Origin of the sequence: Frateuria sp., from assembly GCF_035695185.1 — a bacterium.
Taxonomy (GTDB): Bacteria; Pseudomonadota; Gammaproteobacteria; order Xanthomonadales; family Rhodanobacteraceae; genus Frateuria_A.
This window is the reverse complement of the sequence record NZ_DASSES010000035.1, coordinates 1-24,533: the sequence shown is the minus strand read 5'-3', so window position 1 is coordinate 24,533 and position 24,533 is coordinate 1. Positions and strand designations below refer to the sequence as shown.

At 70.3% G+C, this 24,533-nt stretch carries 20 protein-coding genes; 12 read left to right on the top strand and 8 right to left on the bottom strand.

What is annotated here, in order from left to right; genetic code table 11:
- Positions 1 to 60: 60 nt before the first annotated feature.
- The 3 genes from ssb to VFH59_RS02450 all read right to left on the bottom strand — a co-directional run bounded on the left by ssb (position 61) and on the right by VFH59_RS02450 (position 3,029).
- Entirely contained in the window at positions 61 to 588 is a 528-nt protein-coding gene (gene ssb, locus VFH59_RS02460; RefSeq protein ID WP_325163301.1) for a single-stranded DNA-binding protein, read from the bottom strand.
- 179 nt (positions 589 to 767) lie between these two features.
- Positions 768 to 1,745 (bottom strand): DedA family protein/thiosulfate sulfurtransferase GlpE, encoded by a 978-nt coding sequence (locus VFH59_RS02455; protein WP_414655841.1) that lies wholly within the window; start codon positions 1,743 to 1,745, stop codon positions 768 to 770.
- Between the two features lie 84 nt (positions 1,746 to 1,829).
- On the bottom strand, positions 1,830 to 3,029 hold the full coding sequence (locus tag VFH59_RS02450) for an MFS transporter (protein ID WP_325163300.1): 1,200 nt from the start codon (positions 3,027 to 3,029) through the stop codon (positions 1,830 to 1,832).
- A gap of 133 nt (positions 3,030 to 3,162) precedes the next feature.
- Here VFH59_RS02450 and VFH59_RS02445 point away from each other — a divergent pair, with 133 nt between their 5' ends.
- Together VFH59_RS02445 and VFH59_RS02440 are read left to right on the top strand one after the other, a co-directional pair.
- Positions 3,163 to 4,164, top strand: coding sequence for a polyprenyl synthetase family protein (locus tag VFH59_RS02445; protein ID WP_325163299.1), 1,002 nt, complete (start codon positions 3,163 to 3,165; stop codon positions 4,162 to 4,164).
- Between the two features lie 77 nt (positions 4,165 to 4,241).
- Positions 4,242 to 7,274: a diguanylate cyclase gene (locus VFH59_RS02440; protein WP_325163298.1), complete on the top strand. Its 3,033-nt coding sequence runs from the start codon at positions 4,242 to 4,244 to the stop codon at positions 7,272 to 7,274.
- A gap of 57 nt (positions 7,275 to 7,331) precedes the next feature.
- On the opposite strand, the gene VFH59_RS02435 is transcribed toward VFH59_RS02440, so the two are convergent.
- The 3 genes from VFH59_RS02435 to ubiH form a co-directional block, all read right to left on the bottom strand.
- Positions 7,332 to 8,114 carry a dienelactone hydrolase family protein gene (locus VFH59_RS02435; RefSeq protein WP_325163297.1) on the bottom strand — a complete coding sequence of 261 codons (783 nt, stop codon included), beginning with the start codon at positions 8,112 to 8,114 and terminating at the stop codon, positions 7,332 to 7,334.
- A gap of 68 nt (positions 8,115 to 8,182) precedes the next feature.
- A complete protein-coding gene (locus tag VFH59_RS02430) occupies positions 8,183 to 9,394 on the bottom strand; it encodes a UbiH/UbiF/VisC/COQ6 family ubiquinone biosynthesis hydroxylase (RefSeq protein ID WP_325163296.1) in 1,212 nt (403 codons plus the stop codon).
- Positions 9,391 to 10,611, bottom strand: a complete 1,221-nt coding sequence (gene ubiH, locus VFH59_RS02425) for a 2-octaprenyl-6-methoxyphenyl hydroxylase (RefSeq protein ID WP_325163295.1) — start codon at positions 10,609 to 10,611, stop codon at positions 9,391 to 9,393. The genes VFH59_RS02430 and ubiH overlap by 4 nt, the downstream gene beginning before the upstream one ends.
- Positions 10,612 to 10,720: 109 nt before the next feature.
- Between ubiH and VFH59_RS02420 the strand changes: the two genes are divergently transcribed.
- The 9 genes from VFH59_RS02420 (at position 10,721) to VFH59_RS02380 (ending at position 20,133) form a co-directional block, all read left to right on the top strand.
- Complete coding sequence (locus VFH59_RS02420) at positions 10,721 to 11,320, top strand: hypothetical protein (protein WP_325163294.1); 600 nt, start codon at positions 10,721 to 10,723, stop codon at positions 11,318 to 11,320.
- Positions 11,320 to 11,880: a cob(I)yrinic acid a,c-diamide adenosyltransferase gene (locus VFH59_RS02415; RefSeq protein WP_325163293.1), complete on the top strand. Its 561-nt coding sequence runs from the start codon at positions 11,320 to 11,322 to the stop codon at positions 11,878 to 11,880. Before VFH59_RS02420 ends, VFH59_RS02415 begins: the two co-directional genes overlap by 1 nt.
- Before the next feature lie 11 nt (positions 11,881 to 11,891).
- Positions 11,892 to 12,809: a histone deacetylase family protein gene (locus tag VFH59_RS02410; RefSeq protein ID WP_325163308.1), complete on the top strand. Its 918-nt coding sequence runs from the start codon at positions 11,892 to 11,894 to the stop codon at positions 12,807 to 12,809.
- Positions 12,810 to 13,005: 196 nt separating this feature from the next.
- Positions 13,006 to 15,444 (top strand): LPS-assembly protein LptD, encoded by a 2,439-nt coding sequence (locus tag VFH59_RS02405; protein ID WP_325163292.1) that lies wholly within the window; start codon positions 13,006 to 13,008, stop codon positions 15,442 to 15,444.
- Positions 15,445 to 15,559: 115 nt separating this feature from the next.
- Complete coding sequence (locus tag VFH59_RS02400; protein ID WP_325163291.1) at positions 15,560 to 16,912, top strand: peptidylprolyl isomerase; 1,353 nt, start codon at positions 15,560 to 15,562, stop codon at positions 16,910 to 16,912.
- 8 nt (positions 16,913 to 16,920) lie between these two features.
- Positions 16,921 to 17,928 (top strand): 4-hydroxythreonine-4-phosphate dehydrogenase PdxA, encoded by a 1,008-nt coding sequence (pdxA, locus tag VFH59_RS02395; protein ID WP_325163290.1) that lies wholly within the window; start codon positions 16,921 to 16,923, stop codon positions 17,926 to 17,928.
- A gap of 80 nt (positions 17,929 to 18,008) precedes the next feature.
- Entirely contained in the window at positions 18,009 to 18,791 is a 783-nt protein-coding gene (rsmA, locus tag VFH59_RS02390) for a 16S rRNA (adenine(1518)-N(6)/adenine(1519)-N(6))-dimethyltransferase RsmA (protein WP_325163289.1), read from the top strand.
- A gap of 48 nt (positions 18,792 to 18,839) precedes the next feature.
- Positions 18,840 to 19,223, top strand: coding sequence for a Co2+/Mg2+ efflux protein ApaG (gene apaG, locus VFH59_RS02385; protein ID WP_325163288.1), 384 nt, complete (start codon positions 18,840 to 18,842; stop codon positions 19,221 to 19,223).
- Between the two features lie 58 nt (positions 19,224 to 19,281).
- Entirely contained in the window at positions 19,282 to 20,133 is an 852-nt protein-coding gene (locus VFH59_RS02380) for a symmetrical bis(5'-nucleosyl)-tetraphosphatase (RefSeq protein WP_325163287.1), read from the top strand.
- 151 nt (positions 20,134 to 20,284) lie between these two features.
- Here the strand turns inward: VFH59_RS02380 and secA are convergent, their stop codons facing one another.
- Both secA and VFH59_RS02370 read right to left on the bottom strand, forming a co-directional pair.
- Positions 20,285 to 23,002: a preprotein translocase subunit SecA gene (gene secA, locus VFH59_RS02375; protein WP_325163286.1), complete on the bottom strand. Its 2,718-nt coding sequence runs from the start codon at positions 23,000 to 23,002 to the stop codon at positions 20,285 to 20,287.
- A 256-nt stretch (positions 23,003 to 23,258) separates the two neighbouring features.
- Complete coding sequence (locus tag VFH59_RS02370) at positions 23,259 to 24,188, bottom strand: M23 family metallopeptidase (RefSeq protein ID WP_325163285.1); 930 nt, start codon at positions 24,186 to 24,188, stop codon at positions 23,259 to 23,261.
- 29 nt (positions 24,189 to 24,217) lie between these two features.
- Here VFH59_RS02370 and VFH59_RS02365 point away from each other — a divergent pair.
- The coding region (locus VFH59_RS02365; RefSeq protein ID WP_325163284.1) for a DUF721 domain-containing protein at positions 24,218 to 24,533 on the top strand (316 nt) is incomplete at its 3' end.

Here is a 24,533-nt window from a genome sequence, read left to right as displayed (position 1 = left end):
CACAAAAAGAGCCCCGGCAGGGGCTCTTGGATTCAATCGATACATCCGAACGAGTGTTCGCTAGAACGGAATATCGTCATCGTCGAAGCCGCCGCTGCTCTCGGCCGGCGCGGGCGCGTTCTGGCGCGGGGCATTGCCGTAGTCGTTGCCGCCGCGCGGCTGGCCGCCGCCGTAGCCGCCCTGGCGCTGACCACCGCCCTGCGGGCGCTCGCGGTAGCCACCGCCACCACCGCCACCACCGCCTTCACCACCCATGCCGCCAAGCATCTGCATGTCGCTGGCGACGATGTCGGTGCTGTAGCGCTCGACGCCGTTCTTGTCGGTGTACTTGTCGGTGCGCAGCGAGCCTTCGATATAGACCTGGCGGCCCTTCTTCAGATACTCGCCGGCGATCTCGGCGAGCTTGCCGAAGAGCTTCACGCGGTGCCATTCGGTGCGTTCCTGGCGTTCGCCGGACTGCTTGTCGGTCCACTGCTCGGAGGTCGCCACGCTCAGGCTGCATACCGCGGTGCCACCGCCGGTGTAGCGCACCTCCGGGTCGGCGCCCAGGTTGCCGACGATGATGACCTTGTTGATGCCGCGTGCCATGTGGATTCCTCGCTGTTGCTGGCGGCGCGTGCGCACCCGCCTCGTCAAAGGTCGCCGGACAGGGCCGGCGGCTGGACCCCTATCATAGCCGCCCGCCCCGGCTGCGCGCGCCCGGCGGCATGTCCGCCTCCACCGCGCCGGGTTGCCCGGCTCCACCGGCGGCGACTGCCGGTGCACCGTCAGAGCACTGGCGTCCCCCCCGCGGGCACCGGCGCCGCCGGCTGCAGCGGCTCGACCACGTGGCCGGCGGCCGCCCAGGCGTCGAGCCCGCCACGCAGCGGACGCACGCGCCGGTAGCCCTGTGCCATCAGCAGCTGCGCCGCACGCGCGGCAGAGACCTCGTTGGGGCAGTTGCAGTAGAGCACCAGCTCGCGTTCGCGCGGCACACCGGCCAGGCTGGTGTCCAGCGTCGACGGGTCGAACGGCAGCGCGCCGGGAATCGCGCGGCCGTCGAGCTGGCGCGATCCTGCCGTACGCACGTCGAACACCAGCGGCGGGCGCCCCGAGCGCAGCGCCTGCGCCAGTTCGTCCACCCCGATCCGCACCATCCGCAGTGCCACCAGCAAGCGCCGGCGCTGCCACCACTTGAACAGGACGTATAGCGCGAGCAGCGCACCCACCAACTGCACGGCCAGCGCGCCGCTGTCCTCGAACACCGCCAGCACGCGCTCCACCCCGTCGGCGAACACGTAGCCGAGCACCACCGCCGCGCCGGCCCAGATCAGTGCGCCGAGCGCGTCGAACAACAGGAACATCCGTGGCGACAGGCCCATCGCGCCGACCAGCGGCGGGGCCACGGTTGACAGCCCCGGCACGAATTTGGCCACCAGCAGCAACGGCGCCCGCCAACGCTGGAAGTGCAGTTCCGATCGCTTGACGCACGAATCGGGTGACAACGAGATGCGGCACAGGATGCGCATCACGCCCGCCCCGTACCGGCGCCCGGCCGCGTACCAGGCGAAGTCGCTCAGCAGGGAGCCGGCCAGTGCCGCCAGCAGCAAGCCCCCCAACGGAAAACGGCCGGCCGCGGCCAGCGCGCCGGCCACCACCAGCGTCGGGACGGCCGGGAGCGGCAGCCCGGCCTGCTCGACAAGCACATTGAGAAACACCAGCAGCAGGCCGTATTCGGCAAGGAGCGCGACGATCTGGTGGGCCACGGGCAGGCTCGCGTGGAGTAGATGCGCCGCACATGGGGGCGGCGGCCGCGAGTCCCAACCGGGGCCGCGGGAGTTCTCTTTCGCTCAGGCCACCTGCTCGGCCGCGCTGCGGGCGGCGATGCGCCTGGCGCCGAAGGCGACCAGCGGCAGCCACAGCAGCGTGGTCGCCGCCGCGCAGAGGAACACCCCGCTCACGCCCAACCGGCCCAGCGCGATCCCGCCGATGGCGCCGCCCACGAACGCGCCGATGAACTGGCTGGTCGAGTACGCCCCCATCGCCGCGCCCCGCAGGTGCGGCGGCGCCAGCCGGGAAACCAGGCTCGGCAGGGCGGCCTCCAGCAGGTTGAACGCCGAGAAGAACGCGGCCGCCGACACGCCCAGCCAGGCCAGATGTCCGCCCGATTGCGCGAACCCGAGCAACGCCAGCCCGATCGCCGCCACGCAAACCAGCACGATGCGCAGGCTCTGGCCGATCTCCTTCATGCGGTGGAGCGCCGAGCCCATCACGAACGCGGCGATCGCCATCACCGGCAGGTACAGCTCCCAGTGCCGCTCGACCGGCAGGTGCAGTCGGTCGGCCAGCAGCAGCGGCAGCCCGACAAAGCTCGCCGTCAGCAGTAGGTGCAGGAAGAACACCGAGCCGTTGAGCACCAGCAGCCGGCCGTCGCGCAGCATAGCCAGCACGCCGCCCAGGCTCGCTGAGGCTGGGGCCTTTGCCCGCTCGGGCGTCGGCACGATCAGCCACAGCAGCGCCAGCGACGCCAGCGCCAGCACCGAGGTGGCACCAAACAGCCCCGGCAGGCCCGCCACCGCTTCCAGCGGCGGGCCCAGGATCAGCGCGAGCAGAAAGGCCACGCCGATCGACACCCCGATGATGCCCATCACCTTGCTGCGCTGGTCCTCGCGGGTGAGATCGGCCGCCAGCGCGGTACCCGCACCGGCCACCGCGCCCATGCCCTGCAGCGCCCGGCCGGCCACGATCCCCGACAGGGTGTGCGACATCGCCGCCACCAGGCCGCCGGCGGCGAATATCAGCAGGCCGATGGTGATCGCCGGCTTGCGCCCGATCCGGTCCGACAACAGGCCCAGCGGGATCTGCAGCAGCACCTGGCCCAGCCCGTACACGCCCAGCGCCAGGCCGATCAGCAGGCCGCTGGCATCGGGCATCTGCTTCGCGTAAAGCGAGAACACCGGCATGATCAGGAACAGTCCGAACAGGCGCAGGCTGATGACGCAGGCCAGGGTCAGCGCACTGCGGCGCTCGAGGGGGGAGAGCTTGCTCACCGGGGGGAGTTGGGGCGGGAAATCATCTGCCCATTATAGGGAGACGCTCCCCGACCTGATTGCGGCGCCAAGTCGCGCCGCCGCACTCATCAGCACTGGCCCTATAATCGCCCGTCTTGCCACCCGGACGCCCATGCACCCGATGCCCGCCGACGCCAGCCGAACCGCCGACTTCGCCGCCGTGCGCAACCTGGCCTCCGCCGACATGCAGCGGGTGGACGCGTTGATCCGCGCGCGGCTGGCTTCGGACGTGGTGCTGATCAACCAGATCGCCGACCACATCATCGCCGGCGGCGGCAAGCGCCTGCGCCCGATGCTGCATGTGCTGGCGGCCGGTGCCGCCGGCTACGCGGGCGCGCAGCACATCAAGCTGGCGGCCGTGATCGAGTTCATCCACACCTCGACCCTGCTGCACGACGACGTGGTCGACGAGTCGGACCTCCGCCGCGGTCGCCAGACCGCCAATGCGTTGTGGGGCAACGCCGCCAGCGTGCTGGTCGGCGACTTCCTCTACTCGCGTTCCTTCCAGCTGATGGTCGAGCTGGACGACATGCGCGTGATGCGCATCCTCGCCGACACCACCAACACCATTGCCGAGGGCGAGGTGCTGCAGCTGCTCAACATCGGCAACGCCGACGTGGACGAGGCAGCCTACCTGGCGGTGATCGAACGCAAGACCGCGGTGCTGTTCGCCGCCGCCACGGAGCTGGGCGGCCTGCTCGGCGGACTGCCCGACCGCCAGGTCGCCGCGCTGCGCCGCTATGGCATGGAGCTCGGCTACGCCTTCCAGATCGCCGACGACCTGCTCGACTACACCAGCGACGCCGACACGCTGGGCAAGAACATCGGCGATGACCTGGCCGAGGGCAAACCGACCCTGCCGGTGATCTACGCGCTGCAGCAGGCCACCCCGGACGAAGCCCAGGCCATGCGCCGGGCGATCGAGCACGGCGACCTCACCGCGCTGGACCGCGTGCTGGCCACCATCCGCCGCAGTGGCGCGCTGGAACGCACGCATGCCTGCGCCGTGGCGCATGCGGAAGCCGCCCGTGCCGCGCTCACCGCCCTGCCCGCATCGCCCTATCGCGAGGCGCTGGACGCGCTGGCCGCCTACGCGGTCGAGCGCAGCGCCTAAGGCGCATGCGCGGCGCCCGGCCGATCGCCTCGGCGAGCCAGACCCGGCGCCTCCGTTCAAGCTGTCCGCCGCCCCGGATGCCCCGCTGCCATCGCGCCCGCTGGCTGGTCCTCGTGGTGCTGGCGCTGGCGTGGCTGCTTCCGGCCTCCGGCGCCGCGGCGCGTGCCGCCGGCTGGTCGCGCTGGGACAGCCGGGCCTTCGCCCACCTGACCGTGCGCGAGGGCCTGCCGCACGCCACCACCACCGCCTTCGCGCAGGACCGAGAAGGCCTCATGTGGATCGGCACCTTCGGTGGCCTGGTGCGCTACGACGGCTACCGTGTGCAGGTGTTCCGCCAGTCCGGCGGCGGCCTGCCGGACAACTACATCCGCGCGCTGCAGTCGGCGCCCGACGGCAGCCTGATCGTCGGCACCTCGGCCGGTGGGCTGGCCCGCTTCGACCCGCATGGAGACCGCTTTTCCACCTACGACGCCTCGCCCGACCGCGGCACCGGTCCGCACATCCTCACGCTGGCGCCGGACGGCGCGGGCGGCTTCTGGATCGGCGGCCAGAGCGGGCTGAGCCACCTTCGCGCGGACCTGCGCACGATCGACCGGCCGCCGGCCGGTGCCGGCCTGCCGGGAGACGTGCCCGTGTTCGCCGTGCGGCAGGGCCGCCGTGGCGACCTGTGGGTCGGCAGCGGCCAGGGTCTGTACCTGCGCCATGCCGGCACCGCGCGGTTCGTCCGCTTCCGCAGCAGCGACCCTGCCGCCGACGCGGTGCTGGACGAGGACATCTGGGCCCTGCGCGAGGACACGGCCGGCAACCTCTGGGTAGGAAGCGGCACCCGTGGCGTGGCCGTGATCGATCCACGAGGGCATGCACGGGTACCGCCCGGGCTGGATGGCGAGGCGCCGGCCATCCAGCACCGCACGATCCGCGACCTCCTGGCGGCGCCGGATGGACGGCTGTGGATCGCCACCGATGGCGTGGGTGTCGGGGTGTACGACCCGGTGACCGGCGCGATCCGTACGCTGCGCCACGACAGTGCCCGGCCCGCTTCGCTCGGCGGCAACATCGTGCGCGCACTGTTCCTGGACCGCTCCAGCGGCCTGTGGGCGGCGACCGAAACCGACGCCTCCCGCTGCGACACGCGCCCGACCGTTGTGCACACCCTGGACGGGCCGGCGCTTTTCGGCCGTCACGACGCCAACCTCGACGAGAACGTGCGCAGCGTCTACACCGATCGTCGAGGCGCCGTCTGGCTGGGTTTCAACCGCGGCCGCATCGCGCGGATCGACCCCGGCAACGGGGATATCCGGCTGCTGACCCTCGGCGGCGCGCAGCAGGACCAGGACGTGCGCGCGATCGACGCGCTGCCCGACGGACGCATCGTCGCCGCCGCACGCGGCCTGGTCACCATCGACCCGATCACCCTGGCGACGCATCCCTGGTCGCTCGAAGGTCTCGACACGCGGCCGATCCTGGCGCTTCGTGCCTGGCAGGGTGAACTGCTGGTGGGCTCCTACGACGGCCTCTACCGAATCGATCGGGCCGGCCACCTCAGCCACTACCGGCATCAGCCGGCCGATCCGCACAGCCTGGTCGACAACCAGGTGCGCAACATCGCCCCGCTGTCCGATGGCAGCGTGTGGATCGCCACCAGCGGGGGCATTAGCATCCTGCGCCCTGGCGCGAGCGGCTTCGAGAACCTCGTCCGTGCCGACAGCGATCCGGGCAGCCTGCCGCAGAACTACGCAGGGTCGATCGTCGAGCTGGACGGCCGCATCTGGGTCGGTACCTACGGCGGGCTTGCCTCCACCCCGGCCATCCCGGGCCCGCAGGGCTACCGCTTCACCGTGCTGCGCGGCAGCGATGGCCTGGGCAGCGACAACGTCGCCAGCGTGCTGGCCGACCGCACCGGCCGGCTGTGGATCGCCACCGCCAGCGGGCTGGCGGTCTACGCCCCATCGATCGGCCACATCCGCCTGCTCGGCGAGCGCGATGGGCTCAGCGCACGCTTCTACAACCATCGCACCGCCGCGCTGGGCCCCTCTGGCGAGCTGCTCTTCGGCGGGCTGGGCGGCCTGACCGTGATCGTGCCCGCGCCGCAGGCGCGTCCGCGGCAGCCCGACACGCCGTTGGCGGTGACCGCGGCGATGCGTGACGGCATCCCGCTGCCCTACGCCGAGCTGCCCTCCGCGCGGCAACCGCTGACACTGCACGACGTGCACGCGCTGCGCCTGGGCTTCGCGTTGCTCGACTACACCGCCACCGGCGATGTCCGCTATCGCTACCGGCTGGAAGGCTTCGACACGCAATGGACCGAACTGGACCCGGGCGTGCGGCCGGCCGCGGCGTTCACCAACCTACCCGGGGGCAGCTACCGGCTGTGGCTGCAGGCGGACATCCCCGGCCTGCACGCACGCACGGTACAAACCGTCATACCGCTGTTCGTGCGGGGCCGCTGGTACGAGCGCGGCACCGTACGTATTGCGCTGGCGCTGCTGGGCGTGGCACTGGTCTACCTGCTGGTGCGCCTGCGCACGCGCTACCTGCTGGCCCGCGCCGACCGACTCGCGCGCCTGGTAACGGAGCGCACGCGTGAACTGCAGGAGGCCAACGAGCGCCTCAACCGGCTGGCCAGCGTCGACGAGCTGACCGGCCTGCTCAACCGGCGCGAGCTAATGCACCAGCTCGGGCTCGCGCAAGAAACCGCGCAGCGCACGGGAGCGCCGCTGTCGATCCTGATGCTCGACCTGGATGCGTTCAAGGCGCTCAACGACACCCATGGCCACCAGGCCGGCGACGACGCCCTCCGCGCCGTGGCCGCGTGCGTCGCCTCGATGTGCCGCAAGGACGACCGCCTCGGCCGCTACGGGGGCGAGGAGCTGATGGTGGTGATGCAGGATGCCGACCTCGCCACGGCCGCGCGCCGCGCCGAGACGATCCGCCTGGCGCTCGAGGCGCTGGAGGTGGAACATGGCGAACATCGCCTGCGCCTGACCGCCAGCATCGGCGCCGCCCAGCTCAAGCCCGGCGAACGCACGCACGAGCTGATCGCGCGCGCCGACGCGCGGCTGTACCGGGCCAAGCGCGAGGGCCGCAACCGCGTGGCTTCGGGCCCCTAGGACCACGGAAGATGCGGCATGGTCCCGTCCGGCACAGCGACAGGCCGGGCTGGCCGGCTACGGCCGATCGGCGAAAGCCGCGTCCAGCCAGTCGTGCATCATGCGGTAGCTGCGCGCTGCGGCGCGGGGGGCGTACTTGCAGCCGGGCGAGTTCTCCCCGACTTCGGTGAAGCAATGAACCGCGTTGCCGAGTACCACGAACTGCCAATCGGTCCGGCTGGCGCGCATCTCGTCCATGAAGGCGTCCGCGTCCGGCATGGTGCCCTCGTCGTCGGCGCCGTTCATCGCCAACACGCGCGCCTTGAAATGATCGGGCAGGCCCGGCTTGCCGGCCGCCAGGGCGCCATGGAAGGACACCACTGCCGCCACGTCGGCGCCGCTGCGCGCCAGGTCCAGCACCGCCGAACCCCCGAAACAAAAGCCGATCGCGGCGAGCCTGCCGGTGTCCAGCGGCGCCTTGCCGGCCTGCGCCTTCAGTTGCGCCAGCGCCAGGTTCACGCGGCGGCGCATCAGTCCGCGGTCGCCGTAGAGCGGCTGGACCGCGGCCCTGGCTTGCGCGTCGTTGGCCGGGCGCACCCCCTGGCCATACATGTCGGTCAGCAGGATCACGTACTGCTTGCCGGCGATCGCTTCCGCCTTCCGGATCGCCTGCTCGTTCACGCCGTACCAGTTGGGCACCATCACCAGGCCGGGCCGCCGGGCCGGACCGGCGTCGTCGTAGACCAGCACGCTGTGGAACCGGGTGCCGCCATCGGTCCACTCGATGGGCCGGTGCACCATCTTCGCCGAGGCGGCGAAGGCCAGGGGGAGTGCGGAAAGGGCGAACAGGATGCGGCGCATGGCGACGACTCCGGTGGGGTGGGCAGGCGCTCCGCGCCGGGTTCCGCGGCTCCGGCCGCGGTCCTGAATCAACGCCCCGCGGCGTGCGCGGCGAGGCGACGCTTGAGCGGCGCCAGCCGGTCGACCAGGCGCACGCCCAGGGCACGCGCCGCGACCAGGGGCGGCGCCTGCCAGGCGTAGATGCGGCCCAGCGCGTCGAAGCTCCAGGCATCCAGGGTGTCGGCGCTGCGACGGCGGCGCGCGTAGCGGCGCAGCACGTGCGGCGCGGCGATGTCGCGCCCGGCATCGCGGGCGGTGGCCAGCGTGTCGCGCAGCTCGGCCACGTCACGCAAGCCCAGGTTCACGCCCTGCCCGGCCAACGGATGCACTGCGTGCGCCGCGTCGCCCAGGAGCACCAGGCGCTCGGCCTGGTAGCGATCGGCCAGCTGCAGCTTGAGCGGGAAGGCGGCGCGACGGGTGCTCGCGATGACTCGCCCGAGCCGGAAATCGCTGGCCACGCCCAGCTCGGCGCAGAAGGCCGCATCGTCCAGCGCAAGCACACGCTGCGCCTCGGCCTCGGGCAACGACCACACGATCGAACTGCGCCCGTCGGCCAGCGGAAGCAGCGCCAGCGGACCGCCCGGCAGGAAGCGCTGCCATGCGGTGTGCTGGTGCGGGCGCTCGGTGGTGACGTGCGCGACCACGCCGCGCTGGCCGTAGTCGTGCCCATGCGTGTCCAGCCCGGCCAGCCGGCGCAGCGGCGAACCGGCGCCGTCGGCGGCCACCAGCAGGCGGGCCGACAGGCTGGCGCCAGCGCCCGCATCCAGTTCCAGCACGGCGCGGTCCTCGCGCACCTCATAGCCGGTCACCTGGGCCGGGCAGAGTCGCTGCACACCCGCCGCTTCCAGCGCCTGCCACAGCGTCCACTGCACCAGGCCGTTCTCGACGATCCAGCCGAGCCAGGCGCGGCCTTCGGCGGCGGCATCGAAGTCGAGCGCCGTGCCGGTGCGCGCGTCCCAGACATGCATGCGCGCATAGGATGCGGCCCGCCGCTCGCGGATGGACGTCCAGACGTCCAGGCCGTCAAGCAGTGCGATCGACGAGGCGGCCAGTCCCACCACCCTCAGGTCGACCTCCTCCTCGGCCCGCCAGGGCGTCGGCGGACGCGCCTCCAGCAGGGCGGTGGCGAAACCTGCACGGGCCAGTGCCAGCGCTGTCGCGGCGCCGACCATGCCACCGCCGACCACCGCCACGTCCAGCAACGGCGCGCGACGTCCGGATTGAGGCCGCGCCGGGTTCATGGCGCGCGCTCCAGTACGGCCCGCGGTGGCTCGCCGCGGAAGCCCATGCCGCGGCGTAGTAGCGCGTCCTTCAACGGTGGCACGCGGTCGCAGGCGAGCAAGGCCAGCGAGCGCAGCGGGCCGAGCCAGGGTTGCGGCAGGCAGGCCAGCTGCACCAGGCCATGACTCATCGCCATGGTGCCTTCACGATCGGGGGCGCGGCGCGCGGCGTAGGTGGCCAGCAGCCGCTCGTCGCCCGGGTCGGCCGCTGCCCCGACCAGTTCGGCCAGGGTCAGCGCATCGCGCAGGCCGAGGTTGAAGCCCTGCGCACCGATCGGATGCACCGTCTGCGCCGCGTTGCCGACCAGCACCGCGCGCGGTGCGGTGAGGCGCGTGGCGGCCACGCGCTGGATCGCGTACGGGAAGCGCTTGCCCGGGCGGTCGAGCCGGCCCAGCCGCCAACCGAAGCGGCGCTGGGCCAGTGCCAGGTATGCCGCGTCGTCCATCGCCGCCACCGGTTCGGCCTGCTTGCCGGGCACCGTCAGCACCAGGCCGCAACGGCGGCCGGCAAGCGGAAGCAGCGCCACCGGGCCTTCGTCGCTGAAGCGCTCGTACGCGCGATGGCCGTGCGCACGCCCGGGCGTGACCGTGCACACGAACAGCGTCTGCCCATAGTCGTGCGTCTCCGCGGCAATCCCCAGCCGCTCGCGCACGAACGAAGCGGTGCCGTCGGCGCCGACCAGCAACGGCGTGTCGATCCGGCGCACGCCGTCGGCGGTGTGCACCTGCGCACGCCAGCCGGCGGCCAGCGGCTCGATCGCTTCCAGCCTGGCCGGGGCCAGCCGCTGCAGGCGCGTGCATTCGTCCAGCCGGCGCAGCAGCGCGGCGCCCAGCTCGCGTGCCGGCAGCGTCCAGCCCAGCGCATCCACACCGGCATTCTCCGCATCCAGCCGCACGCTGCCGAACTCGCCGGCCCGGCTGACATGGATGTGCTGGATCGGGGTGGCCCCCTCCCGCGCATGCGCCCACACGCCGATCGCCTCCAGGCCGTTGACGGTGGCGCGGGCGAGCGCCAGGTTGCGCTCGTCGTAGCTCGGCTGCGCGTCGGCGCGCGGTGCGGCGGCCTCGACCAGCACCGCGTCGACGCCGGCGGCGTCCAGCGCGATCGCCAGGCTGGCGCCGACCAGGCCGCCGCCGACGATCAGCACGGGCCCGCGTGGGGGGGGAGGAACAGTCATGCCGCGGATGATACGGCCGAACACGCGGGCGTCGCATGGGCCGGACGGGCTTCGGCTAAACTAGCGGTCTACCTTTTCCCTTCACGCCGCCTGCATACGGAGCACCTTCATGGCTATGACGCGAAACCAGCGCCTCGGCATCTTCCTGGCACTCGCCCTGGTGATGGCCGTTACCCGCGGCGCGGTGCACACCCACCACTTCGAGGCATTCCCGGACGCGTCCTGGGGCGTGTTCTTCCTGGCCGGCTTCTGGCTGCGCGGCACCGGTCGCTGGGCCTTCCCGCTGCTGATGGCCGAGGCCGTGCTGGTCGACTACCTGGTGATCACCGGCCAGGGACTGGCTTTCTGGAGCCACTACTGCGTCTCGCCGGCGTACTGGTTCCTGGTCGCCGCCTACGGTGCGCTGTGGCTGGGCGGCAGCTGGCTGGCCAGGCATCAGGCCGGCCTGAAGCTCTCCACCCTGGGCCTGGCCGTGGCCGCGCTGCTGGTCAGCGAGGCGGTCTGCTTCGTGGTGTCCAACGGCAGCTTCTACTGGCTGAGCGACAGCGTGCCGGCGCCGCGCAGCCTGGCCGCCTGGCTCGAGAACATGGGTGACTGGTACCTGCCGTTCCTGCAGGTGACCGCGCTGTACGTCGGCCTGGGCGCAGCGGTGCACGTGCTGGCGAGCCAGCTGACCCGCGCACTGGCCCATGAAGGCCAGGCGCACTGATGGGCAATCGCCTGTCGAAGATCTATACCCGCACGGGCGACGACGGCAGCACCGGCCTGGGCGACGGCTCGCGGGTGCCGAAGGATTCGGCCCGCGTGGCGGCGTACGGCACCATCGACGAGCTCAACAGCACGCTCGGCATGGTGCTCGCCTGCGAGGGCGTCCCGCCGGCGGTGCGCGAGGCGCTGACCCAGGTCCAGCATGAATTGTTCGACCTCGGCGGCGAGCTGTGTATCCCGGGCATGGCCATGGTGCAGGACGCCGACGTCACCCGGCTGGAATCCGTACTGGACGCCTTCAACGAACCGCTGCCTCCGCTGAAGGAGTTCATCCTGCCCGGCGGCGGCATGGCGGCGGCCTGCTGCCACCTGGCGCGGACGGTGTGCCGGCGTGCCGAGCGCGAGGTGATCGCGCTCGCCCGCGAGGAAGCCGTGCGACCGCAGGCACAGCGCTATCTCAACCGGCTGTCGGACCTGCTGTTCGTGATCTGCCGCGTACTGGCGCGAGCCGGCGGCCACGGTGAAGTGATCTGGCAGCACGAGCGGCGCCCGCGCGGCTGAGGTCCACGGTGCTGCGGCTCTACACCCATCCGGCGTGCCTGCAGCACGACCCGGGCCCCGGCCACCCCGAATCTCCGGAACGCCTGCGCGCCGTACTGGCGGCGCTGGACCATGACCGCTTTGCCGCGCTGGACCGCATCGAGGCGCCACGTGCCGGCATCGCGGCCCTCGAGCGCGTGCACGAAGCGGCGTACGTGGCGCGCATCCTGGCCAGCGCCCCCATGGCCGGTACCGTTCCCCTGGACGAGGACACCCTGATGTCGCCCGCCTCGGCGGAGGCTGCGCTGCGTGCGGCCGGCGCCGTGGCCGCGGCGGTCGATGCGGTGCTCGAGGAACGCGGCGGCCGGGCGTTCTGCGCCGTGCGCCCACCGGGGCACCACGCGACCGCGGACCGCGCGATGGGCTTCTGCCTGTTCAACAACGTCGCCATCGGTGCCGCGCATGCGCTGGCCGAGCACGGCCTGGAGCGCGTGGCGATCGCCGACTTCGACGTCCACCACGGCAACGGTACGCAGGACATCTTCGCGCGCGAGCCGCGCGTACTGTTCGTCTCGACCCATCAGTCGCCCCTGTACCCGGGCAGCGGCAGGGCCGACGAAACGGGCGTGGGCAACGTGCTCAACGCCCCGTTGCCCCCGGGCACCGGCCGGCAGGGCTTCCGGCGGACCTGGGATGACTGCCTGCTGCCCCGGCTGGACGCATTCCGCCCGCAGCTGCTGCTGGTTTCCGCCGGCTTCGACGCTCACCGCGCCGACCCGCTGGCGCAGCTGCAACTGGACGCCGACGACTACGCCTGGCTGACCACGCGGCTGCTGGACATTGCCTTCGCCCACGCGGATGGCCGCGTCGTCTCGACCCTGGAAGGCGGCTATGACCTTCAGGCGCTTGCCGCCAGCGTGGCCGCACACGTCACTGCGCTCGCCGGTTGACGGGACGTCCGCGGGGCCCCCTGCGGAGCCTGTCCGAGCGGCAACCTCGGCGGATCGGAGGTCCGTTGCGCTCGCGATCATGTTCCTGCAAGGGTGCCGCGGGGCGCGGGGTTTGGTAGGGGCTGCCCGGCGTTTCCTGCCGGTAACGCACCCTTTCTGCTAGTTTTACGCGTCCTGACGAACGCCGACAGCCCACGTGACGCCGAGCCACACGACCCTGCGCGCCCTGCCCCCACGCCGCCTGATGGCGGTCGCCGCCGCCCTTGCCCTGTTCGGCGGGCCGGTCGAGGCCCAGGTCACGGCTCCTGCCTCATCGCCGGAGTCCATCACGCCAGCCACGCCCGCCGGCACCGGCGCCAGCGTGACGAGCTGCCCGCTCGGCACCTTCCGTTGCCCGCCGCGCCCGGAAAGCTTCGCGCTGTGCCGGCCCAACGCGCTGCTCGAGTTCTACGACCCGACGTTGCCACGGGACCCGGCGCTGCGCGAGACCTCCGACACGGTCGTGGACGCGGCGCACGTGGACAGCTCCAACCGGACCGTCTATCGCCTCTCCGGCGAGGTCCGCATCGAGCGCGCCGACCAGCTGCTGCGCGCCGACCGGATCGACTACGACGACGCCAGCACCGACTACGACGCGCAGGGCAACGTGCGCTACCAGGAGGCCGGCCAGCTGCTCAGCGCCGATCACCTTCGCGGCAACACCGAAGCTAACCGCGGCGTGGCCGAGAACGTGCGCTACCAGTTGCTGCAGTCGCGCGGCAACGGCACCGCCGCACGCGGCGAGCTGCTCGACGCGCAACGCAGCCGCTACAGCCTGGTGAGCTATTCCACCTGCGATGTCGGCCATCACCTGTGGGAAGTGCGCGCCAGGACCCTGAAGATCGACAAGGCCAGCGGGGTAGGCACGGCCCACGGCGCAACCATGCGCTTCGCGAACGTGCCGTTCCTGTACCTGCCCTACTTCACCTTCCCGGTCGACAACCGGCGCAAGAGCGGCTTCCTGTATCCGACCTTCGGCAGCTCGAACCGCTCGGGGACGATGTTCGCGATCCCCTATTACCTGAACCTGGCGCCGAACTACGACGCCACACTGGAACCGCGCATCTACACCCAGCGCGGCACGCTGCTGGCGGGTGAATTCCGCTATCTCGTTCCCGGCACGCGCGGCCAGCTCAACGTCGAGTACCTGCCCAACGACCACGGGGACAACAGCTCGGACAACGAGCCGACCAAGGGCAACGACCGCTGGCTGCTGAAGTACAACGATGCCACGCGCCTGTGGGGACCGTGGTCGTTCGCCACCAGCATCAACCGCGCGTCCGACCGCAGCTACCTGCGCGACTTCGGCAACGACCTGTACACCTCCTCGGTCGGCACGCTCGCCTCCAGTGCCTACATCCGGGGGCGCGGCAACTGGTGGAACGCCACCTTCGGCGCCAACAGCTATCAGAACGTCGATCCCTACCTGCCCGACACGGTGGTGCAGTACAAGCGCTGGCCGCGCGCCACGCTGGGGCTGGACATCCCATTGACGCGCTGGCTGGAGTTCGGTGCCGACACCGAGGCCGTGGCCTTTCGAAAGGACAACGTGATCGAAGGCAACCGGGTCGACCTGTACCCCTACCTGGCTGCCGACTTCCGCGGCGCCGCCTGGTTCGTGCGACCCAAGCTCGCCTACCGTTACACCGCCTACCAGCTCGACGCGAACTACGCGAACTACGGCTTCCGCGGCCCGCTGCTCGGTACCCAGGTCTCGCCCTTCGACGACCGCACGCCCAGCCGTGCATTGCCGATCGCCAGCCTGGACACCGGCCTGATCTTCGAGCGCGCGACCTCGTTGTTCGGCACGGCCTACACGCAGACGCTGGAGCCGCGGCTGTACTACCTGTACGTGCCCTACCGGAACCAGGACGACCTGCCGGTGTTCGACACGCGGCGCATGTCCTTCGACTACTGGCAGCTGTTCTCGCCCAACCAGTTCTCCGGCGCCGATCGCCAGATGAACGCCAACAACCTCACCGCGGCGCTCACCACCCGCTTGCTGGACGACGATGGCGTCGAGCGTTTGTCGGCCAGCATCGGCCAGATCCGCTACTTCACGCCCCAGCGCGTCCAGTTGCCCAACAGCGCCACCACCACTGCCGCACCCACGGACTGGGCACGCTCGGACTATGTGGCCGAGCTGGGCGTGCAGCTGAACGACCGCTGGCGTCTCAACAGCGCCTACCAGTGGAGCCCGAACACCCGCCAGACCAACCTCGGCACGCTGGGGCTGCAGCGGCGCATCGGCGCGGACGGCATCTTCAACTTCTCCTATCGATTCCGCCGCAACTACGTTGAGCAGTACGACGCCTCGGCGATCTATCCGATCTCCGAGCGTTGGCGCCTGCTGGGCCGCTGGGTCTATTCGGTACGCGACCAGCGCACGGTCGAGGCACTGGCCGGCGTGGAATACGACAGTTGCTGCGTCGCCGTGCGGGTCGTCGGGCGTCACTACGTCGTCGCCAGCGGGCCGGTAACGCAGCGTGGCCGGACCAACAACGCGGTGATGTTCGAGCTCGTCTTCAAGGGCCTGGGCGCCTTCAACGGCCAGGCGGAGGACGTACTGCGGCGTGGTATTCTTGGCTATCAGTAACGGCTGGCGCGAACTTTCCGGCGCCGTTGCGATCCACGGTTGTCGGCCGGCGAGATCGGCCGCGAAGCACCGTCCCCTCCAACCATCGCCGCGCAGGCGATTGAAGGTCCGACCGATGAAGCACCCCACCGCGCTGCTCCTCCTCGCGCTCGCCGCGGCCACGACGCTGCCCGTCCAGGCCCAGTTGCTGCCGCAAGCCCAGGCTGATGCCACGGCCTCGGGCACGCAGCCGCTCGACCGCATTGTCGCGGTGGTCGACGACAGCGTGATCCTCCAGAGCGAGCTGGACGATGCCGTGCGCTCGGTCAGGCAGCAGTACGCCAGCAACCCCGGCCGGTTGCCGCCGGACGACGTGCTCGAGCGGCAGGTGCTCGACCGCCTGGTGCTGATGAAGCTGCAGGTGGCCAAGGCCGGTGAACAGGGGATCCGCGTATCCAACTCGGATGTCGACCAAGCCGTCGCCGCCGTCGCCCAGCAGAACCACCTGTCCCCGCAGCAACTGCAGCAGGCGGTCGAACAGAGCGGGCAGAGCTTCGCCGCGTTCCGCGGCCAGCTGGCCGACCAGATCATGGTGCAGCGCCTGCACGAGAGCGTGGTGCGTGACTCGGTCAACATCACCGACAGCGAAATCAACAACCTGCTCAACAGCCCGACCTACAAGGCGGGCGAAGTGCACCTGGCCCACATCCAGATCTCGATTCCCGCCGGCGGCACCGCCGCCGACATCGGCGCCGCGCAGGCCAAGGCCCAGGAGGCCCTCAACGCGATCAAGGGCGGCATGGATTTCAACGCCGCGGCCATCCGCTATTCGGATGCCCAGGACGCGCTGGAAGGTGGCGACCTCGGCTGGCGCAAGATGGACGAGATCCCGCCGGCCTTCGCCGACACCGTCTCAGGCATGAAGCCGGGCCAGGTCAGCCCGGCGCTGCGTGGCCCCACCGGCTTCCACATCATCAAGCTGGTCGACCAGCGTGCGCCCAGCCGCCAGGTGGTCACCGAGTACCACGCCCGGCAGATCCTGATCCGCCCGAGTGAACTGGTGACGCCCGAACAGGCGCAGCAGAAGGCGCAGGACCTGTACAACCGCATCGTCAACAAGCACGAGGACTTCGCCAAGCTGGCGAAGGAGAATTCCAAGGACCCCACCACCGCCAACGCCGGTGGCGACATGGGCTGGTTCCAGCGCGACCAGTGGGGTAGCACGATCGCCCAGCAGGTATCCCAGCTCAAGGAAGGCGAGGTGTCGCAGCCGTTCCAGAGCGAGGCCGGCTGGCACATCCTGCAGCTGGAAGGCACGCGCAAGAGCGATGTCACCGAGGAGAGCGAGCGCAACCAGGCGCGCCAGGCGATCGGCAACCGCAAGGCCGAGCAGGCCTACGAGGACTTCCTGCGGCAGCTGCGCGCCGACGCCTACGTCAATATCCTGGTGCCGGAGCTGAAAGAGCCGGACGCGCAGGACAAGACCTGAGCCGTGCCTTGAGAGCCGGCCTGCCGCGACTGGCGCTGACTGCCGGGGAGCCGGCCGGTGTCGGCCCCGAACTGCTGGTCCGGCTGACCGCCATGCCACTGGCGGCCGGACTGGTAGCGATCACCGACCGCGAACTGCTGCACCGCGCCGCGGCCCGTTGCGGGGTGACCCTTCGCCTGCTCGACGACGACGGCCAAGCGCACGCGCACGTGCCGGGCAGCCTGCGCGTGCGGCACGTACCGCTGGGGGTGGAGGAGCGCCCCGGCGAGCCCGATCCACGCAACGCGCGGCACGTGCTCGCCACGCTGGCCGAGGCTGCCGACGGCTGCCTCGAGGGGCGCTACGACGCGGTGGTCACCGCGCCCGTGCAGAAGGCCTCGATCAACGACGCCGGCATTCCCTTCAGCGGGCATACCGAGTTCTTTGCCGAGCGCGCCGGGGTGGACGTGGTGATGATGCTGGCCGGTCCGGGGCTGCGGGTGGCGCTGGCCACCACGCACCTGCCGCTGCGGGACGTGCCCGCGGCGATCACCCGCCAGGTGCTGGAGCGCACGCTGCGCATCGTGCATGACGAGCTGCGCAACAAGTTCGGCATTACAGCGCCGCGTATCGCGGTGCTGGGCCTGAATCCTCACGCCGGCGAGGGCGGCCACCTGGGCCGCGAGGAACGGGAAGTGATCGAGCCCACGCTCGAACTCCTGCGCGCACGCGGCATGCAGCTGACCGGCCCGCTGCCGGCCGACACCGCCTTCGTGCCAGCGCAACGCGCGGGTTACGACGCGGTGCTCGCGATGTACCACGACCAGGCGTTGCCGGTACTCAAAAGCGAGGCCTTCGACCGCACCGTGAACCTCACCCTTGGCCTGCCCTTCGTCCGCACGTCGGTCGACCACGGCACCGCACTCGATCTGGCCGGCACCGGTCGCGCCGACCCGTCCAGCCTTGTGGCGGCAGCACGCATGGCGCTGGAACTCGCAACCCTGCGCGAGCATACGCAGGGGCCGGGCGGCGGTTAGCGCAGGCGCCCGTTCGTACATCGCGCGCCTCGCGCCACAGTTGATACCTGCGCCCATCAGCCATCCCCAAGCCCCCGCCTATGTCCGCCCGACCCAAGAAAAGCTTCGGCCAGCACTTCCTGCACGAGAAGCGCTACATCGAGCGCATCGTCAGCGCCATCGCGCCGAAGCCGGAAGACCGCGTGGTCGAGATCGGCCCCGGCGAGGGCGCGCTCACGCTGCCGCTGCTGGCCGCGGCCGGCCGGCTCACCGCCATCGAGCTGGATACCGATTTGATTCCCGGCCTGCAGGCGCGCGCGAGCGCGGTCGGCACGCTGGAGATCCTCCACGCCGACGTGCTCAAGGTGGACTTCACCGCGCTGGCGCAGCGCCTGGGCGTGCCGCGGGTGCGCCTGGCCGGCAACCTGCCGTACTACATCTCCAGCCCGATCCTGTTCCACTGCGTCGACCACGCCGCGGCGATCCAGGACATGCACTTCATGCTGCAGAAGGAAGTAGTCGACCGGATGGCGGCCGACCCGGGCAGCAAGGTCTATGGACGACTTTCGGTGATGCTCCAGCTCGCGTGCCGGGTGGAACCACTGTTCACCGTGCCCCCCGGCGCATTCCGCCCGCCGCCGAAAGTCGATTCGGCGGTGGTGCGGTTGGTCCCGCTGGCTGCGCACGAGCGGCACGACGCGGACCCGCAACGCCTGCACGCGATCGTCAAGGCGGCCTTCGCGCAGCGGCGCAAGACCCTGGCCAACGGCTTGAAGAACCTGCTCGATAGCGCCGCCATCGCCGACGCGGGCATCGATCCGAAGACCCGCGCCGAAACCCTCGCGCCCGCGGACTTCGTGCGCCTGGCCAAGCTTCCCGCGTGACGGGTCGCCTACACGCGCAGGCCCGCGCGTAGGCCGTACAATCGACGCATGAATCCCAAACCTTCCTACACGATCGACGTGCAGGTCGAAACCCGTTTCGTCCCCGACCAGTCCAAGCCGCACGACAACCGCTACGTGTTCGCCTACACCGTGACGCTGCACAACGCCGGCGACGTGCCCGCGCGCCTGCTCACCCGCCACTGGGTGATCACTGATGCCAACGGCAAGGTGGAAGAGGTGCGCGGCGACGGCGTCGTCGGCGAACAGCCGTGGATGCGCCCGGGCGACCGCTACCAGTACAGCTCGGGGGCGGTGCTGGATACCGCCGTGGGCACGATGCGCGGCAGCTACCAGATGCTTGCCGACGACGGCACCCGCTTCGAGGCGCCGATCCCCCCGTTCACGCTGTCCATACCGCGCACCCTGCACTGATGGCACGCACAACCGAGGGTTCGCCTGCGATGGACCGGCTCTGGACGGACGAGTTCTGATGGCGACATATGCAATCGGCGACGTGCAAGGCTGCTACCCGGAGCTCTCGCGCCTGCTCGACAAGCTCAGGTTCGACCCGGCAGGCGATCAGCTGTGGTTCTGTGGCGACCTGGTCAACCGCGGAGGCGAGTCGCTTCAAGTGTTGCGGCTGATTCATGGCCTGCGCGAGAACGTGGTGGTCACGCTGGGCAACCACGACCTCAGCCTGCTGGCGATCGCCCAGCGCAAGCCGGATGCGCAGTCGCGGGTCAACCCCGAGTTGCGCGAGGTGCTGTTCGCCGACGATGCGCCCGTCCTGTTCGAATGGCTGCGCAACCAGAAGCTGCTCCACCACGACGAAGCGCTCGGCTGGGGCATGGTGCACGCCGGGCTGGCGCCTTCATGGACGCTGCGCCAGGCCTTGCGTGCCGCACAGGAAGTCGAGCGCGAGCTGTCCAGCCCGCGGCATCCGCGGCTGCTGCGCAACCTTTTCGGCAACCGCCCGGCCACCTGGTCCAGCCGGTTGCAGGGAGTCGAGCGCTTCCGTGCCACCATCAATACGATGACGCGGATGCGCTACTGCGACGTCAACGGCCGCATCGACTTCGAAGCCAAGGGCGCGCCCGGCTCGCAGAAGCCCGGGCTCTATCCGTGGTTCGCCGTACCCGGCATGCGCCGGCGCGAGGTCAAGATGGTCTGCGGGCACTGGTCCGCACTGGGACGCTTCGCCGGGCTGGGCGTGTATGCCATCGACACCGGCTGCGTGTGGGGCGGTCAGCTCACCGCCCTGCGAGTGGACACCGAAGAGCCGCAGTACATCACGGTGAACGCCGAGCCACACCGCAAGCGGCTACCGGGGGGCGGGGACTGAGCGTCCACCGCCCTTTCCGTGGAGCGAAGGACGGGGACGAAGGGCGCTCTTGCGACGCGGCTGCCCAGGGGACGCGTCCCCCAAGGGCCCACCGCGGGCCCTGCCCCTGACCGCGCGAGCCTCTCCCCGCCGGGGAGAGGGATCACGAGCCTCAGACCAGCTGGCCGTGGCAGTGCTTGTACTTCTTGCCCGAGCCGCACGGACACGGGTCGTTGCGGCCGATCTTCGGGCCCTCGTGGTGCACGGTGCCCGCGGGGGCCGGTGGTGGCGCTTCGTTGCCCAACGCGTTGACCGGCGCGCCGCCGCCGCTGGCGAGCATCTGCTGCTGCAGGCGAGCCGCCAGGCGTTGCTGCTCGGCCTCCATCGCGGCAACCTCTTCCTCGCTGCGGATACGCACGCGCGCGAGCATCTGCACGACCTCGGTCTTGATCCTGTCGAGCATCTCGGAGAACAGCTCGAACGACTCGCGCTTGAACGCCTGCTTGGGATCCTGCTGCGCGTAACCACGCAGGTAGATGCCCTGGCGCAGGTAGTCCATGCTGGCCAGGTGCTCCTTCCAGGCGTTGTCGACCACGCTCAGCATGATGTGCTTTTCCAGCTGGCGCATGGTTTCGGCGCCGACCTGCGCCTCCTTGGCCTTGAAGGCCTGGTCCATCGCCTCGCGCACGTGATCGCGGATCTGCGCCGCGTCCAGCTCATGCTGCTGCTCGACCCAGGCCTTCAGGCCGGTGGCGATGCCGAACTCGCTGTCGAGTGCACGCTCGAGGCCTGCGATGTCCCACTGCTCGTCGATGCTGTCCGGCGGCACGTGGCTGTTGACGATCGACTCGACCACGTCCTCGCGGATGTCGGCGATGGTGGCCGACACGTCCTCGCCCTCCAGCAGCTCGTCGCGCTGGCGGTAGATCACCTTGCGCTGGTCGTTGGCGACGTCGTCGAACTCCAGCAGGTGCTTGCGGATGTCGAAGTTGTGCTGTTCGACCTTGCGCTGGGCCTTCTCGATCTGGCGGCTGATCATGCGCTCCTCGAGCGGATCGTCCTCCTTCATGCCGAAGCGCTTCATCCAGCGCACCAGGCCCTCGCCGCCGAAGATGCGCAGCAGGTTGTCCTCCAGCGCCAGGTAGAAGCGCGAGGAGCCGGGGTCGCCCTGGCGCCCGGAACGGCCGCGCAGCTGGTTGTCGATGCGGCGCGACTCGTGTCGCTCGGTGCCGACGATGTGCAGGCCTCCGGCCGCGAGCACCTGCTCGTGGCGCTTCTTCCATTCGCTCTTGACGCGCTGGCGGTCGACCTCGGAGGCATCCGCTGGCAGCGCGGCGAGCGCGGCCTCGAGGCTGCCGCCGAGCACGATGTCGGTGCCGCGGCCGGCCATGTTGGTGGCGATGGTCACCGCGCCGGGTGCGCCGGCCTGCGCCACGATGTGCGCCTCGCGCTCGTGCTGCTTGGCATTGAGCACCTCGTGCGGGACCTTCGCCTTGGTCAGCAGCTCGGAAAGCAGCTCGGACACCTCGATCGAGGTGGTGCCGACCAGCACCGGCTGGCCCCGCTTGTGGCAGTCCTTGATGTCCTCGATCACCGCGCGGTACTTGGCCGCCTGGCTCAGGAACACGATGTCGAGGTTGTCCTTGCGGATCATCGGCTTGTGGGTGGGGATCACCACCACCTCCAGGCCGTAGATGGTCTGGAACTCGTACGCCTCGGTATCGGCCGTGCCGGTCATGCCGGCCAGCTTCTTGTACATGCGGAACAGGTTCTGGAACGTCACCGTCGCCAGCGTCTGGTTCTCGCGCTGGATCGGCACGCCCTCCTTCGCCTCGACCGCCTGGTGCAGGCCGTCGGACCAGCGACGACCGGCGAGCGTGCGGCCGGTGAACTCGTCGACGATGATGACCTCGCCGTCGCGCACGATGTAGTCCACGTCGCGCTGGTAGATGGCGTTGGCGCGCAGCGCGGCGTTGAGGTGGTGCACCACGGCCAGGTTGCGGGCGTCGTACAGGCCGCTGTCCGGGTCGATCACGCCGACCTTGCGCAGCAGCTCCTCGGCATGCGCCATGCCCTCTTCGGACAGGTGCACCTGCTTCTGCTTCTCGTCGACCCAGTAGTCACCCGTGCCTTCCTCGGTCTCCTGCCGCTTCATCTGCGGCACGATGCGGTTGACCGCGAGGTACAGCTGCGGCGAGTCCTCGGCCGGGCCGGAGATGATCAGCGGCGTGCGCGCTTCGTCGATCAGGATCGAGTCGACCTCGTCCACGATCGCGTAGTGCAGGCCACGCTGGTAGCGCTGCTCCTTCGACAGGGCCATGTTGTCGCGCAGGTAGTCGAAGCCGAATTCGTTGTTGGTGCCGTAAGTGATGTCGGCGGCGTAGGCGGCGTGCTTGTCGCCATGGTCCATGCCCGGGTACACCACCCCGGTGGTCAGGCCCAGGAAGTTGTACAGCTTGCCCATCTGCGCCGAGTCGCGGCGGGCCAGGTAGTCGTTCACGGTGACCACGTGCACGCCCTTGCCTTCCAGCGCATTGAGGTAGACCGGCAGCGTCGCGACCAGGGTCTTGCCCTCGCCGGTGCGCATCTCGGCGATCTTGCCCTGGTGCAGCACCATGCCGCCGATCAGCTGCACGTCGTAATGGCGCATGCCGAGCACGCGCTTGGCTGCTTCGCGCACCACGGCGAAGGCCTCGGGCAGCAACTTGTCGAGCGTCTCGCCCTTGGCCAGGCGCTCCTTGAATTCCCCGGTCTTGTCCCGCAGCGCCGTGTCATCCAGCTTTTCGAACTCCGGCTCCAGCGCGTTGATCCGCGCGACGGTCTTGGAAAGCTGGCGCAGCACGCGTTCGTTGCGGCTGCCGAAAAGGCTGGTCAGGGCACGATTGAACATCGATCTTCCGTCAGTGAAGGCTCAAGGCCCGCGGTGGACGCGGGCGAAAGGAGGCATGTTACTACAGCCGCTCCGACTGGCCGGGATGGCGGCGGAAAGCCGGGGATTCAAGGGAGCGGCGATACCGGGGATGTGGCAGGGCGCCTGGACACCCCGTGGGCGGGGTGCTCATGCGCGTTTCGCCCGGGAACCGGCACCAGGCCGACCGCTCCCGCCCTGCAGGGCACCGCCCGCAGGGCTCCCGCATGGCTTGCGGCTAGCGGTGGCTCTTCACGTAAGCCAGCGGATTGACCACGCGGCCCTTGTACCAGACCTCGAAGTGCACGTGCGGGCCGGTCGAACGACCGGTGGAGCCCGCGCGCGAAATGACCTCGCCCACGTGGACGCGCTGCCCCGGGCGCACCAGCAGCTTGCTGTTGTGGGCGTAGCGGGTCATGTAGCCGTTGCCATGGTCGATCTCGACCACGTTGCCGTAGCCGCTGCGCACCCCGGTGAAGGTGACCATGCCTTCGGCAACGGCGTGGACCGGCGCGCCGAACGGCACGGCGATGTCCAGGCCGGTATGACGGGCGCTGTGGCCGTCGAACGGATCGGGGCGCACACCGAAGTAGGAGGAGATGTAACCCGAAGCCGGCATGCCGGTGGGCTTGAGATTGGAATCGATCTTGGCATCAAGCAGCAGACTCTGCAGCGCGGACAGCTGCGCCTGCTGGACATCGAACTGGCCGGCAAGCTGGTCGATGCTCCTGCCCAGGGTCGGGGGCAGGGCGTAGGCACTGCCGGAGGTGTCCTCCAGACCACCCAGCGCGGGCGGCTGGTCGAAGTTGAATTCGCCGGAATCGAGCTTGCCGACCTCGGTCAGGCGCTCGCCCAGCGCGTTGAGGCGGGTGGATTGCGCCTCGAGCTGGCCCAGCTTGACCGCCAGCGCATCGAGTTCGCGCTGGGAGTCCTTGCGCACTCCCGCCAGCTGCGTGTCCTGCTGATGGATCTGTTGTTTGAGTTGCTGGATCTCGGCCAGCGCGCGATCGCGTGGACTGGATACGGTCAGCGCCACGGCGGCACCCAGCACACCACACCCGGCCACCGCTGCCATCGCCAGCCCCACCAGCCGCCAGCGCAAGCGCCGCTGGCTCAGATCGTAGGTCCTGGGCACTTTCCTGGAGCGGGATACGAGTATGATCTGCATTGCTTTTCTTCACTTCTGATGACGGCACCATGCAGCGCGCCGATCCCCCCGCCTCCCGCCGTCCCGACCGTGGCCCCAAGCCGCTGGCCGAGTGCGGTTCGTTCGCCTCGCTGGCCCGCAAGGCCGGTGAGCTGGATGCGTTGGATCGTGCCCTGCGCCAGACGCTGCCGACACCCTTGCGCGAGCAGGTGCGATTCGCCCACCTGCGCAACGGCCGCCTCGTCTTCCTGGCGTCCTCACCGGCCTGGGCGGCGCGCCTGCGCCTGATGCAGGCGCAGATACTCACCACCGCGCGTGCCATCGGCACGAGCGCCAGTTCGGTCACCGTGAAAGTGGCTCCCCCCC